The following is a 14,491-nucleotide window of genomic DNA, read 5'->3' on the forward strand; positions in this document are numbered from 1 at the left end:
ATGGCCATTGGCAAAAAAGTTTCAAAAACTCCCCCCATATCGCTTGCGAGAAAATTGCATGAAGATACTGCAAAGATGCCATATTTTCTTCTACAAGCGCACCGGATTGCCAATACACTGATAACTGGGTGGCATGGGCAACGCAAACGTGGAAGCGGAGAAAATTTTTGGCAATTCCGCCCTTATATTGAAGGAGAATCCGTTACGCGCATTGACTGGCGTCGCTCGGCACGTGATGAACATACTTACCTACGCGAACATGAATGGCAAATGACACAAACGATTTGGCTTTGGCCTGATCAAAGTGCATCTATGCAGTATTGTTCACGCTTTTCTAAAATCTCTAAGGGTGATTATGCTCTTATTCTTACCCTTGCATTGGGATTACTTCTTGCACAAAGTGGCGAACATATTGCTATTCCTAACCTGATGCCCCCTACCATAGCATCCAACGTCATAGAACGCATGGCGCTCGCTTTAGCACATCCTCAAAGTGAAAATTCATTGCCAAATTTTTCAACGATTACGCGTTTTTCACATGCCATCATAATAAGCGACTTTCTTGATCATCCTGAAAAGATTATCCAACATTTAACTATTTTGTCGACAAAACAGGTTACTGCACATTTAATTGAAATTGCTGATCCAGCAGAAGAAAACTTTCCTTATAAAGGTTGTACAGAATTTTTTGATCCCGAAACAAAAGAAAAACTCATTTTGGGAAAAGCAGAAAATCTTCGTGAACACTATTGCAAGCTTTATCAAGCAAGGCGGCAAGAATTAGCAAATTTTTGTTTGCGCCAAGGATGGACCTATCATGTGAGTACAACCAACCAACCTTTCACAGAAACCATTTTGCATCTTGCAAACAAAATAGGAGACTCTTCATCACACATCAGGAGGCCGCTTTGAGTTTTGCCGATCCCTTTTTGTTATTAGGACTTTTGTCCCTGCCAGTCATTTGGTGGTTGTTGCGGATAACGCCTCCTTCCCCACGTAAAGAGCTCTTTCCCCCTTTGCGCCTTCTTCCCAAAGCAACCAACCAACAAGAAACAGCAAAACATACACCTTGGTGGTTACTGTTGTTACGCTTAACCATAGCAGCGCTCATTATTATTGCTTTAGCACGCCCCACTTGGAATCAACAGCCCATTCTACTTTCCGGCTCTCAACCACTTGCTCTCATTATCGATAATGGATGGGCATCAGCAAAAGAATGGCAGAAGCGCATTTCCATTGCAAAAACCCTTCTTGCACAAGCAGAAGAACACCAGAAAGACATTTATTTTCTTGCCACAGCTGAAAATGATGTCTCCCAAGGCCCTCTTTCTGCAAGAGTTATAAAACAACATTTAGAGCATTTGCAACCCCGCCCTTGGCCTGTCAATCGTGTGCATACACTCAAAAAACTCCTTGAAAAAACAAAAGGAAAACCTCTCGATATTGCTTACTTAAGCGATGGATTACAAACGCGTGAAGATGATCAAACACGCATTCTTCTTGAACAATTAAAGCCCGAAACCTTCCTATGGTACACAGCTGATATTTCCACTCTAACCGGCATAACGTCCATAGAAAATAACAATGGCAATATGGCAGCACGCGTTATCCGTTCAACAACACAGGGGGAAACCCCAACCACACTGGAACTTTACGACGCAAACAACCACCTTCTTGGTCAATTTACCACAAACTTCCAAGCAGGAGAGAGGGCAATACTTGTTCCTTTTAATGTACCACTTGAACTGCGCAATGATATCGCTTGGATAAAAATAAGCAACCAAGCCCATGCTGCAGCGACCTTCTTAGTGGACAATCATAAGAGAGTAAACCGTGTTGCCCTTCTTTCACCAAATACCAATGAAATGGCTCAACCTTTACTCTCTCCATTTTACTACATTATCAAAGCCTTACAGGATCATACACAGCTTATCACAGCTGGTGGAAGAGAGCTTTCAACGGATATTGATCACTTACTCAAACAAAATCCTTCTGTTTTTATTATGGGTGATATTGTGAATATATCAGAAGCAGCAGAAAAAAAGCTGTCTGACTTCGTCAATAAAGGAGGAACACTAATCCGCTTTGCGGGAAAAAATCTGAGTAGTGCAGAACATTATGATAGCCTACTGCCAGTGAACTTGCGTCCTGGGAAACGCTCGCTTGGCAGTATTATGTCTTGGACGAAACCGCAAAAACTTGCACCATTTGCAAAAAATAGTCTCTTTTTCGATCTCCTCTTTCCAGAAGACATTACTGTTTCACGCCAAATCTTAGCGGAACCAAATCCAGATCTTTTTGAAAAAACATGGCTTAGTCTCTCTGATGGAACACCCCTTATTACAGCATCAGGACGAGGCAAAGGAACAATCATTCTGATTCACATTGCCCCCGATCCTACCTGGTCCAATCTTCCTCTTTCTGGCTTTTTTGCACAAATGTTGCAAAAATTAATCACAGTAAGTGCCTATGAAAACACAAACCCAACACAGATAAAAAAAGAAACGACCATACAAAATCCTTGGCGAACAATAACCGCTGATGGACAATTACAAATACCTCCCTCTTATGTTGTTCCACTGGTTCTTGATACAAAGCACGCAATTTTTCCTTCCTATCGTACACCTCCTGGACTTTATGGTGTAAAAAATAATTTGTATGCACTTAATTTGCTAAACTCTTCATCACACTTAATAAAACAATCGCTGTCACACTCTTTAAGCAAAAATCCTTTATCTTATGAAACAAAAGAAAAACATCTTATTGGTCCACTTTTAGGGCTAGCCATGTTACTTTTCGCTTTCGACAATTTTTTAACTTTATGGATGAGGGGCGCTCTTTTTCTTAATCGACGCAGCAATATGCTTCTTTTCCTCCCTCTTACAATAGCTCTCATGAGCTTCTTTTCACAGCCCCCCCCCCTTCACGCACAAAACATAGAAATCTCTAATGAAAACATGGTACAAGCAGCAGGGGCAACACACCTTGCTTACATTATAACGAATAATCATGAAATTGATTCAACGAGTAAAAGTGGTCTCAAGGCCTTAAGTCAATTTATCGCAGAACGTACAATGCTTGCACCAAGCTCTGTGATAGCACTTGATCCTGATAAAGATGAGCTTGCCTTCTATCCTCTCATTTATTGGCCTATTGATGCGAACAGTCCTGTACCATCACAAAAAAGTCTTGAAAAAATAAATAACTTTATGAAACATGGAGGCACGATTTTATTTGACACACGCGATCAGATAAACACCAACCTTCATCTTGAAGGAGATGCAACGCCTGAAACGCAAAGGCTACGAACTATCTTAAAAGGATTAAACATTCCAGCCATTGAACCAGCATCAACGGATCATGTGGTTGCTCGTTCTTTTTATATTATGCCAGATTTTCCTGGTCTTTATCGTGGTTCACCTTTGTGGGTTGCAGCATCATCAAACAATAAAAACAACAAAAATTCTCTTGAGTCTGGTGATAATGTAAGTTCTCTCCTGATCACAGGTAACAACTTTGCTGGTGCTTGGTCATTAGATGAAAAAGGCATGTGGAAATATCCACTTATTCCCAATGATCCTATGCAGCGCCTATGGGCATTTCGTGCAGGATTAAATATAGTTATGTATGTGCTTACAGGAAACTATAAAGCAGATCAGGTGCATGTTCCTGCACTTTTAGAACGCTTTAAAAGAGAAAGAAAGCAATGATACCATCCTTGACTTTTCAGCCTTTTTTGCCTCTTTCTTGGCTTCTCTTCTTAGGGGGGATATCTCTCCTTTTTATCATAATCGGCCTCGTTATGCAGCGTCAAGGATCTTTATGGCGCCTTATAGCATTGATCTCACTTATCCTTACATTGCTTAATCCAATGCTCATAAAAGAGCAACGTGAACCACTTAAAAGCACGCTAGGTATTGTCCTTGATCGCAGCCAAAGCCAAACATTTGGCACACGCACTAACGACAGTGATGAGGCAAGCGCACAACTTATAAAGACATTGGCAGATTACCCACAATTTGAACCACGTTTTATTGATGCTGGAAAACTTACTGATAATCAATATGCACCTTCAACAAATTTGTTTCACGCTTTAACACAAGCTACCTCTGATATTCCACCGTCTCGCTATGCTGGCACAATTTTTATCACTGATGGACAAGTGCATGATATTCCTGAAATTTCAGCGCTGCACCATAAAGCACCACTCAATGCGCTTATAACAGGCAAACCAGATGAATTTGACCGCAGAATTAAATTTGTTTCTCCTCCTCGCTTTGCCCTTGTCAACAAGCCACAAATGCTCTCCATCTTGGTAGAAGATAAAGGACAACGCCCAGAAGCCATACCACCGCAAGCAAATATTACTGTAAGCGTTAATGGACAAGAAGTTGGTCATTATTCTGTTACCCCTGGCATTATTTTTCAAACTGAAATCACGCTTCCCCATGCTGAAAAAAATATCCTCCAAGTCGCCACAGATTCTTATAAGGAAGAATTAAGCTCTAAAAATAACCGCGCCATAGCTTTTATTGAAGGTATTAGAGAAAATTTACGTGTTCTCCTTATTTCAGGCGCACCCTATAATGGGGAGCGAACATGGCGTGACCTTTTAAAAGGGGACTCCAATATTGATCTTGTTCACTTTACGATTCTGCGTCCTCCCAACAAAGCAGATAATACGCCCTTAAGCCAATTGTCACTTGTGGTTTTTCCTACAAGAAAGCTCTTTGTTGAAGAAATTGATAATTTTGATCTCATCATCCTTGATGGCTATCAACATTCTGCAGTTCTTCCATTAATCTATTACGATTATATCGCTCAATATGTACAAAAGGGTGGTGCATTGCTGATGGTAACAGGACCTGAATTTACCCAGCAAAACTCACTGGCAAGAACCCCTTTAATAAGCATCCTACCTGCATTGCCCAGTGGTGCTATCATTCAAAAGCCTTTTCGCCCCCAGTTAACCAAAGAAGGTGAACGTCATCCTGTCACAAAAGGTCTTGCAACATCTTATCCAGCCTCTCAGTGGGGGCGATGGCTACGACAAATTGCCATTCAAGATGCACACAAAGGTACAGCTCTCATGAAAGGTGCTGATGAACAACCACTTTTACTTCTTTCCCACGCAGGTAAAGGACGTGTAGGTATGTTGCTTTCCGATGAAAGTTGGCTTTGGGCAAGAGGTTTTGAAGGTGGAGGCCCTTATGCGGCTCTTTATCGTCGCATTGCTCATTGGCTTATGAAAGAACCAGAACTTGAAGAAGAAAAATTAACTGCCACCAGCGACCATCATCATTTAACCATTCGTCGCCAAACACTCAAAGAGCATCCAGAACTAGCAGAAATAACTTTTCCTTCAAAGAAAAAAGAAAATGTTACTCTTACAAAAGAGCAAGAAGGTGTCTTTACAGCAACGATTAACACTGATGAGACAGGAATTTTTACCATCAAAAACGGCGATTTAACAACGCTTTCTTCTGTAGGGATGCATAACAATCTCGAATTGTTTGACCTCATTTCAACGAAAGAAAAACTAACCCCTATCATTAAACATACTGGTGGATATATCACACGTTTACACACCAAAGGAAAAGAAGGCATTCACCTTCCTCCACTTACGCTAATTCGCTCACAAACAAACACAATATCTTCCCCCCCTCATGCAATTGTTCTGAAAGATGCAACAGAAACCCGTTTAATCAATACTTCCTCTTTTTCGATCTTTTCTGGTTTCTTTGCACTTCTTACTTGTCTTTTGCTGCTAAACAGCATGTGGTATCGTGAAAGCCGTTAAATAATTTTGAGAATTTATTCTCACAGTTTTAAAGTGCGGTATATTCTACAAAATATATACCAATAAGATAAAGAATAACGTGGAATACCATGCTATTTTTTTATCATGCAAAAACCCATGAAGCATGAATTTCCCAAAAGCTTTCTGTTTTTGACCAATTTTTTGCATTTTACAATTCTCTTGCCCTAAAAATACTTCCACTTATCCTATACGCTTTTTGATTGCCTAAATTATTTTCAACGCTATGCTAACAACTATGTTTTACCTTGCCCATATATCGGATGTGCATCTTGCACCACTACCACAACCTTCTTTCCTTGAGCTTTGTGGCAAACGCCTTACCGGCTATCTTAATTGGCAAAAAAAACGTAAGAACCAAATGGCAACAAATGTCCTAGAAATCTTAATAGACGGTTTGAAAAAAACAAATCCAGATCACTTAGTTATCTCTGGTGATCTTGTTAATCTTGCTCTTGATAAAGAATTTGAGCAAGCAGGTTATTGGTTACGTAACCAAGGAGAACCACAAAATATTTCTTTAACATTTGGCAATCATGATGCCTATGTACGTGGAGCCTTTAAAAAAGCCTGTAGTTTTTTTAAACCTTGGATAGAAGGTGACTTCCCTCAAAAACATGACCTTCCCTTTCCCTATATGCGTATTCGCGACAATATCGCTATTATCGGTGCTTCCTCAGCCATTGCGACACCACCTTTTCAAGCTTCTGGTTATTTTGGCAAAAGGCAAGCGCAAGCTTTATCGAAACTTTTAAATGAAGCTGCAACGCGCAATCTTTTTCGTGTCGTCATGATCCATCATCCCCCCTTTCATCATGCAACCTCTTGGCATAAGAAACTATGGGGTATTGAGCGTTTTCTAAACGTTATTAGAAATCACGGCTGTGAACTCGTTCTTCACGGCCATACCCATCTCCCCACCTTGAACACCATTCAAGGAACCACGAGAGATATTCCCATTATTGGTGTTTCATCGGCATCACAAGCTTTTGGTGCTAAACAACCACCCGCAAGCTTTAACTTATTTGCCATTGATGGTGAAAGCTCTCAATGGCATTGCCAACTGCAACGCTACAGCCTTATCAATCAAAAAAATGAGATAGCTTGTACTGAAACACTTGATCTTTAAACACTTCATCAACACAACCCATAAATTGTAAAGCTAACCAAAACAATGGTATATCTTGCTTTCACCTCACCCATGAGAGCAAAGATCCTTAACCACAAAACTGATGACAGATTGAGTTTCTTCAAGAAAACTCTCCCCACGCATCACTTATGCGATTTTACAAACTTACTTGGTAAATTCTACTCTGAATATTTTTTAACTTTACGCTTTCGTCCTCATTTATACAAAAGAAAACGCAAAACCAAGAGAGAAAACCATTATATTTGAAAGACACATCAATATATCTTACTCTCTCAAGGTTTAATATTTATGTACCTACAGGTAACTCAAGAAAATTCTTTCATATAAAAGGAACCACCGTTGTACCTAGGGGTAATTTTGCCTCTTCTTCAGGCTCGACATGAATAGAAATACGCACATTATCAAATTCTTTTTGCAGGACAGATTCAATTTTATCGCAAATCTTATGGGCTTCTCCGACCGACATTACAGCTGGCACAACCAAATGAAACTCTATAAAAGTCACTCTACCAGCAACACGCGTAAGTAAATCATGAACTTCAAGTGCACCCTGTGCATTTGCAGAAATAAGCTCACGAATCCGCATGGTTTCATTCAATTCAACTCCAACATCCATTAGCCCTTGGATAGCACTGTTAATGACTTTCCAACCCTGCAAAAAAATATTAACGGCAACAATGATTGCTAAAATCGGATCTAAAATCTCCCACCCACTGAAGAAACCAGCAACCAAACCAATTAAAATGGCAAGTGAGGTAAAAACATCTGTTATGAAATGCATTCCATCAGCTTTAAGAGCTGGTGAATGATGCATTTTTCCCTGATGGATCAAAATCCAACCCCATACACAATTTATGACACTGGCAACAAGATGAATAACGAGCCATATTCCTAGCTTTTGCAAGAGTTTAACGGTTGAGAGAGCTATCCATGCTTCTCTTAAAATGATAATGGCTGCAATAATGATCAGAATTCCTTCAAGAATCGCAGAAAAATATTCCGCTTTATGATGCCCAAAAGGATGATTGTGATCTGCCGGTTTCATACTGACTTTAACAGCCCACCATGCTGCCAGTGAAGCAAGGATATTAACAATTGATTCCAATGCATCAGAATAAAGAGCAACCGAACCAGTGATGTCATATGCCCAATATTTCAAAGCAAAAACAATACATGCAACGAAGATAGAGTATAGAGTTAAGCTTTGTATATTGATTTTGGCATTCATAACCAGGCCCATTCTTCTTTATGAAATAAGGAATATAGTCCTTATGATATTTTTGACATGCAACCAATGATTCCACAACATCATAGAAGCTTTATAATATCATAAACGAATCTTATAGCCCACCTTGTCATTTCAGTACTCCCCTGTTACACAACACAACAAATAAAAGAATGTGAATATCGCCCCAATAACAAAAAAGCACTTTTTAAAAAATCAAACATACTCTCTCATCAATTTTTAAATAACTTTATACCGCTTGCACCCTATAATTGAGAGCTATTTTTCCCAAACACATTGCACGCACACCCACACGCACATATCGGTTATTCATCTTTTGGGAAACTAAACCACTTAATATATCCGTATCACTGTACACAATACAATAAAGAACGCTTGAGTATTTTACAGCAATCTCACACCTCAACTGTATTAAAAAATACAATAGCTAAAACAACTTGAAAATATTTTTGAGAAACGAAAAAGCAAGACTACTATTTCTAAAAAAAGAATCTGGGCATTGGGGACCCAGATTCCTTTCCCTTAGAACTTAAGGGTATGCAGAGGTTAGGAAATAGCGGGGACCTAAGCCCCTGCACCCGACACGAAAACAACTACATTGTACCGCACTCGGTATCTTCAACATATACTATAGGTTGCATAATGTCAACATCAATTCTACTTTAAGTTTTAAAATAATAAAATTTTTTATCTTTCTTAAAAAATAAAGCAAATATTGAACATCTAGCAATTTTAAAAAAAGAGCAGTAAAACCCCCATATGGATTTAAATATCATAACAATCTATGAAACTGATGATCCACGTTTGAAAGACTATCACAACATCTGTGAAAAAGATCTTGTTGGACGTCGGCATCAATTTATAGCTAAAGGTAAGGTTATATTATCAGTATTGCTGAATTCAAAAGAATTTTCTGCCCTTTCACTGCTTATAGCAGCAGAACGCCTTGCCAACCTTATGCCCCTTTTAGAAAAAACACAACCTACATGCCCTATTTATCGCGTTTCGCAAAATATCATAGACAATATCGCCAGTTTTCATGTTCATCGTGGTGTGCTTGGTATCGGTAAACGCAACAAACTTCCACCACTACGAAATTTTTTACAAGATTTTCCGACAAAAGCTTTAATTTTGATTTTATGCGGTATTTCAAATCACGACAATATATGGAGCATTTTTCGCAATGCAGCTGCCTTTGCGAGTAATGGCATTATCGTTGACAAAACTTCATGTGATCCACTCTACCGCAAATCAATCAGAGTTTCTACTGGTGCCACTCTCAAGGTACCTTACACGCAAGGTGCTGATATTGGTGACATTATAGCAACTCTAAATGATGCAAATTTCCATCTCTATGCACTTTCACCTTCTGCCCCATACACATAAAGCAAGCACAACCAACAAAAAGAATAGCGCTCATTTTAGGAACAAAAGGTGATGGACTACCAACTCATGTATTACAAAAACCAGAAACCTTGCGCATTCTCATGGCTTATGGCTTTGACAGCCTCAATGCTGCTACAGCTTCAGGCATTGCACTTGCCCATTTTAGCGACTGTGATAAACTCTCTAAAGAAAATAACCCTGCAAAATTGTAAAACAATTTCAGAATGCAGTTTATTATTTACAAGAAACCGTTGTTGTAAATTGGGAAGGAAGTGCAGCTTTTATTTCCAGATTGCATAACAAGCGCCTCAACATCACTTCAGTATCAGCAGCACGTTCTGAACGGGTTACAAACCCTCCTCCAAGAACCCGTGCTGCACCATGATTCCCCTCATAAAGAACACAAGCCTGCCCTGGAGCCACAGCATTTTCACGTTCCAACAAGTCAACGGAAAAAACACCTTCTTGATAATGCAAACGAGCAAGATGAGGAGGACGTGTTGAACGAACTTTTACAGCCACCTCAACGCCATCGGAAGGAAAGCTGTCCAAGGGCTGATCACCCAGCCAATTTACATCACGCAAAAAGAGCTTATGTGTTTCTAACATTTCACGTGGTCCCACAATAACACGTGCATTCTCCACATCGAGATAAACCACGTAAAGCGCTTCTCCCGTTGCAACACCAATACCACGACGTTGCCCAACAGTATAATTAACAATTCCCGCATGTTTTCCTAAAATCTGTCCATCGATATGCACAATAGCTCCAGGATTTGCTGCTTCTGGACGCAGTTTTGTGATAACATCCGAATATTTTCCTTGTGGAACAAAACAAATATCCTGACTGTCATGTTTATTGGCAACCTCAAAGCCCATTTCTGCTGCTATTTCACGCACACGCGCTTTTGGAAGATCTCCAAGGGGAAAACGCAAATAATCAATCTGCTCTTGTGTCGTTGCGAAAAGAAAATAACTTTGATCACGATCAGCATCCAAAGGACGAAAAAGTGCTCGGTGCTTCCCATGAGAACGCGAACGAATATAATGCCCCGTCGCCAAAGCGTCCGCACCTAACTGACGCGCAGTTGCTAATAAATCAGCAAACTTGACAGTCTGGTTGCAGGCAACACATGGCACAGGAGTCTCACCATGTGCATAACTTTCTGCAAAAGGATCAATCACAGCTTCACGAAATCGCTTTTCATAGTCAAGAACATAATGAGGTATCTCCAATGTCTCTGCAACGCGGCGAGCATCTTCAATATCTTGTCCAGCACAACACGCTCCCACCCGATGTGTTGCTGCCCCATGATCATAAAGCTGCAATGTAATTCCAATGACATTGTAACCTTCCTTTTTCAAAAGGCCTGCAACAACTGATGAATCGACCCCTCCCGACATTGCTACAACGATACGGGATTCCTCAGGTGGTCCTGGCAAATCAAGACTATTCAAAAACATGTATTCATTCTCTATTTGTGGACAACTATTCGTTGCTGTCCTTCTGCATGCTATCCATTATTTTGTTATATTGTTTTTTTATCTTTTCCACAACCAATAGCATTAGTTTCTTTAAAATGGCTGCAAACAAAAAAAGAGTGATAGAAATAAGGCATAAGCAAAATTCTTTTTTCTTAAAAAATCCGATAAAAATATTGTAAAAAACGATTCTACACGCATCACTTTGAAGCATATTTTATCTGAAGGCTTATTTTATTAATTTTTTTTCAACCCGTTTAGCTCTTTTTTAAATCTCATGTTTTACAAACGAATCAAATCCTTGACTAAAGGTAGAGGATAGAATGACTAATCTAATAAAAGCACAAATGAAATATGTTATTGGGCCAGATGGAAGTCCACTTACAATTGCTGACCTACCGCCAAAAACAACAAGGCGTTGGGTAATCCGTCGCAAAGCTGAAGTTGTTGCAGCTGTCAGAGGTGGATTGTTAAGTCTTGATGAGGCGTGTCAACGCTACACTTTGACCGTAGAAGAATTTCTTTCGTGGCAAAGTTTGATTGATGAACACGGTTTAGCCGGATTACGCACCACCAGAATCCAAAATTACAGGCACTAATTGTCGGCGATAATGATTCGATAACAGCTTAAAACATTTTTAAAACAGCCAAACTTTCATGCGTTTGGCTGTTTTTTATATTTTAGTCCATAAACATTTCAAAATATTGATTTCTACATAATAGTATCATCCAACCATTGAGTTAGATTGAATAAAAACATCCTCATCATCCGTTAACGCTTTCTTTTCCCGTGCGACCAGAAGCTGTGCACGTTGCAACTCTCCATTAATTTCATGGAGAATCATTTCAGCATTTGTTTTTTGAAGCTGCAAATCACGAATCGAATTTACAAGATTATCGCGTCTCTGCCGCGCTGCACGAGCCAAAGCAGAATAAGCAAAATGGTGAACATCATTGTTCCCAGATTTACGTTCTTCATGAATAATTTGTGCTTCCAACTCTAACACCATTCGCTCAAATTCTGCAATCATCATCTCAAGCTGTGCAATTTCGCGACGTTTCCCACGTACTTGAAACATCCTCAATCGCACCATACTTTCTCGTGGCTTCATACTCTCTACTCCTTGGTTACGCCGGCTCAAAATTTACATTCACACCTTAATACATATACTGTTAGCTACACTTTTTCTGACGAAAACAGTCCATTTTTAAATTTGCCATCACCATTTTCTGCCTTTCCTCAAAGCACTTACGAACAAAACATGCTTGAAAAAAAGAGATAACCATTTCTTCACTCTTTACCTCTACTATAAAGCAAAGAGATTTAAAGCTCAGTAAACAAACAATGAAATTTTAAAAAAACAATCAAAGTAATCTGTTATAAGAGCTTCTTAAAGTTAAAATTTAGTGGAAAAAGCACTTTAATTTCTTTATGAAATTAAAAAAATATATTATTTTTCTAAAATAATTTTTAACTTCTTTCAAAAATAAAAATATTTTGTTAACCACTATCATGAATAGTGGGGAATTCAGTGGTGATTGTTACGCGTACTACTGAAATATTCATAAACACTTTCATTATGAAGTGTTTGATTTCATGAATGGATTTTATAAACAGTGGTTTTACCTGCTGTTATAAAGTGTAGAGTGCCCTTCTGATTCGCAAGGGGCAAAGTGAGGGATCTAAAATGCGCGTATTATTAATTGAAGATGATAAAGCGATGACTCAAAGCATTGAGCTTATGCTTAAGTCTGCAAATTTTAACGTTTATATCACTGATCTAGGTGAAGAAGGGGTCGATTTAGGAAAGCTTTATGATTATGATATCATTTTGCTTGATTTAAATTTGCCCGATATGTCAGGCTATGATGTTCTGCGAACCCTAAGATTGGCGAAAATAAAAACTCCTGTCCTTATCCTTTCGGGTATGAATGCCGTTGAAGATAAGGTGCGTGGTTTTGGCTTTGGTGCAGATGATTATATGACAAAACCCTTCCATAAGGATGAACTCATTGCGCGTATTCATGCAGTTGTTCGCCGCTCCAAAGGGCATGCACAATCTGTTATTGTTACCGGTGATCTCACCGTTAATCTTGACGCAAAAACCGTTGAAGTTGCTGGGCGTCCAGTTCATTTAACTGGTAAAGAATATCAGATGCTAGAACTTCTCTCTTTGCGCAAAGGCACGACACTCACCAAGGAAATGTTCCTTAATCATCTCTATGGTGGAATGGATGAGCCAGAACTTAAAATTATTGATGTCTTTATCTGCAAACTACGCAAGAAATTGGAAGCTGTATCTTCTCGCGTAAACTACATTGATACAGTTTGGGGACGTGGTTATGTATTACGTGATCCAATTGAAGAGGACGTACGCAAGACCGCTTAAGCAGTGAAAATGCCACATTGTAAAATCTCGGAGTATAGCGGGCCGAGATTTTTTCCGTTGCAAAAAGGCTCGCACACTAAGAATCTCTTCATATAGAGAAAATGCTTAAAGCTTAAAAAACTTAACCCTCGCTGTTAAGGATAACACTTTCACCGCTTACAGATACGATCTCAGCCATCTTTTCCGAATGCAGCTTCAGCATTTTTATCTTATTCAAAATTCCTTGATACTTTCCAAAATAACACAACAATCAGTTTCCTTGATATTTATTTTCATCTCTGTCATCTGAGAAAGTAACAGAGTATAATAAAATTGGATAACGTGCGCATCAATAAGTTCTTCCTGAATATCTCCGTTATATAAAGCAATAAAATGGGCAGGAATACGGAGAGATTTACCACAGATTTCAAATTGAAAAGAACGCTTATTTTCATCCTGCACAATCATAACAACGATTTCTCCTCCACGAGGGACTGTTGCGTTTGCAATCAATAACAAGTTAAGCAAAAGCTTCACTTCATTTTTTGGTAAAAGCAGAGGGGGAACTTGCCATTTTAAAATTGCTTTTTCTTCTTTCATATATTGTTGGGCCACTTGCTCAGCCAAACGTGTATCTATTTGTCCCCCGCTAGCTCCTGCAAAACCAAATGCCAATCGTGCAAATTGTAAACGCGCAGAAGCATTGGCCACGGACCAACGAACCAATTGCAAAGCATCTTCTTCAGCCCCTCCTTCATCATAGAGCTCCATAGCATTTTGAATAGCCCCAACAGGTGAAATCAAATCATGGCAAATACGACTACAAAGCAAAGCAGCTAAATCTGTAGGCTTCAAAGAGAGAGCTAATGTCATAGTTATTGAAAACTCCTAAGATTGAAAAAACTTCCTTTTAAAACAAAACTCTTAACATCTCATGCATAGATAGAGAAGTTTTTGATAATCACGCTAAAAAATTTTCAAAAAAAGATTTGAGAATTTAAAAAATCTTACATATTGTTTTTTATCTGAATAGAATGAAA

The 14,491-nt window shown here is 39.1% G+C and carries 10 protein-coding genes and 1 pseudogene; 7 read left to right on the plus strand and 4 right to left on the minus strand.

The window, feature by feature from the left end:
- From BN202_RS02535 to BN202_RS02550, 4 genes are all read left to right on the plus strand, one after another.
- Positions 1-912 (plus strand): DUF58 domain-containing protein, encoded by a 912-nt coding sequence (locus tag BN202_RS02535; RefSeq protein WP_019218956.1) that lies wholly within the window; start codon positions 1-3, stop codon positions 910-912.
- Positions 909-3,710 (plus strand): DUF4159 domain-containing protein, encoded by a 2,802-nt coding sequence (locus BN202_RS02540; RefSeq protein ID WP_019218957.1) that lies wholly within the window; start codon positions 909-911, stop codon positions 3,708-3,710. Before BN202_RS02535 ends, BN202_RS02540 begins: the two co-directional genes overlap by 4 nt.
- The gene (locus BN202_RS02545; protein WP_019218958.1) at positions 3,707-5,800 is read left to right on the plus strand and encodes a glutamine amidotransferase; all 2,094 of its coding nucleotides are present in this window, start codon (positions 3,707-3,709) and stop codon (positions 5,798-5,800) included. Before BN202_RS02540 ends, BN202_RS02545 begins: the two co-directional genes overlap by 4 nt.
- A gap of 244 nt (positions 5,801-6,044) precedes the next feature.
- A complete protein-coding gene (locus BN202_RS02550; protein WP_034986976.1) occupies positions 6,045-6,947 on the plus strand; it encodes a metallophosphoesterase family protein in 903 nt (300 codons plus the stop codon).
- A gap of 340 nt (positions 6,948-7,287) precedes the next feature.
- Here BN202_RS02550 and BN202_RS02555 read toward each other — a convergent pair whose 3' ends face one another.
- Complete coding sequence (locus BN202_RS02555) at positions 7,288-8,196, minus strand: cation diffusion facilitator family transporter (RefSeq protein WP_019218961.1); 909 nt, start codon at positions 8,194-8,196, stop codon at positions 7,288-7,290.
- A 777-nt stretch (positions 8,197-8,973) separates the two neighbouring features.
- Here BN202_RS02555 and BN202_RS02560 point away from each other — a divergent pair.
- A pseudogene (locus tag BN202_RS02560) lies at positions 8,974-9,812 on the plus strand (TrmH family RNA methyltransferase).
- Between the two features lie 22 nt (positions 9,813-9,834).
- On the opposite strand, the gene mnmA reads toward BN202_RS02560, so the two are convergent.
- The gene (mnmA, locus tag BN202_RS02565) at positions 9,835-11,064 is read right to left on the minus strand and encodes a tRNA 2-thiouridine(34) synthase MnmA (RefSeq protein ID WP_019218962.1); all 1,230 of its coding nucleotides are present in this window, start codon (positions 11,062-11,064) and stop codon (positions 9,835-9,837) included.
- A 341-nt stretch (positions 11,065-11,405) separates the two neighbouring features.
- Here mnmA and sciP point away from each other — a divergent pair, with 341 nt between their 5' ends.
- The gene (sciP, locus tag BN202_RS02575) at positions 11,406-11,681 is read left to right on the plus strand and encodes a CtrA inhibitor SciP (protein ID WP_019218964.1); all 276 of its coding nucleotides are present in this window, start codon (positions 11,406-11,408) and stop codon (positions 11,679-11,681) included.
- 126 nt (positions 11,682-11,807) lie between these two features.
- On the opposite strand, the gene BN202_RS02580 is transcribed toward sciP, so the two are convergent.
- Positions 11,808-12,194 (minus strand): hypothetical protein, encoded by a 387-nt coding sequence (locus BN202_RS02580; RefSeq protein ID WP_019218965.1) that lies wholly within the window; start codon positions 12,192-12,194, stop codon positions 11,808-11,810.
- 576 nt (positions 12,195-12,770) lie between these two features.
- Between BN202_RS02580 and ctrA the strand changes: the two genes are divergently transcribed.
- On the plus strand, positions 12,771-13,472 hold the full coding sequence (gene ctrA / locus BN202_RS02585; protein ID WP_019218966.1) for a response regulator transcription factor CtrA: 702 nt from the start codon (positions 12,771-12,773) through the stop codon (positions 13,470-13,472).
- A gap of 213 nt (positions 13,473-13,685) precedes the next feature.
- Here ctrA and chpT read toward each other — a convergent pair whose 3' ends face one another.
- Entirely contained in the window at positions 13,686-14,324 is a 639-nt protein-coding gene (gene chpT, locus BN202_RS02590; RefSeq protein ID WP_019218967.1) for a histidine phosphotransferase ChpT, read from the minus strand.
- Positions 14,325-14,491 lie beyond the last annotated feature (167 nt).

Source organism: Bartonella florencae (assembly GCF_000312525.1).
Lineage (GTDB): Bacteria > Pseudomonadota > Alphaproteobacteria > Rhizobiales > Rhizobiaceae > Bartonella > Bartonella florencae.

Bases quoted from the DNA above. Each gene is read 5' to 3' on its own strand.
- BN202_RS02580 (WP_019218965.1), bottom strand. From the start codon at position 12,194: ATGAAGCCACGAGAAAGTATGGTGCGATTGAGGATGTTTCAAGTACGT.
- ctrA (WP_019218966.1), top strand. From the start codon at position 12,771: ATGCGCGTATTATTAATTGAAGATGATAAAGCGATGACTCAAAGCATT.
- BN202_RS02545 (WP_019218958.1), top strand. From the start codon at position 3,707: ATGATACCATCCTTGACTTTTCAGCCTTTTTTGCCTCTTTCTTGGCTT.
- BN202_RS02550 (WP_034986976.1), top strand. From the start codon at position 6,045: ATGCTAACAACTATGTTTTACCTTGCCCATATATCGGATGTGCATCTT.
- mnmA (WP_019218962.1), bottom strand. From the start codon at position 11,064: ATGTTTTTGAATAGTCTTGATTTGCCAGGACCACCTGAGGAATCCCGT.
- BN202_RS02555 (WP_019218961.1), bottom strand. From the start codon at position 8,196: ATGAATGCCAAAATCAATATACAAAGCTTAACTCTATACTCTATCTTC.
- sciP (WP_019218964.1), top strand. From the start codon at position 11,406: ATGACTAATCTAATAAAAGCACAAATGAAATATGTTATTGGGCCAGAT.
- chpT (WP_019218967.1), bottom strand. From the start codon at position 14,324: ATGACATTAGCTCTCTCTTTGAAGCCTACAGATTTAGCTGCTTTGCTT.
- BN202_RS02535 (WP_019218956.1), top strand. From the start codon at position 1: ATGGCCATTGGCAAAAAAGTTTCAAAAACTCCCCCCATATCGCTTGCG.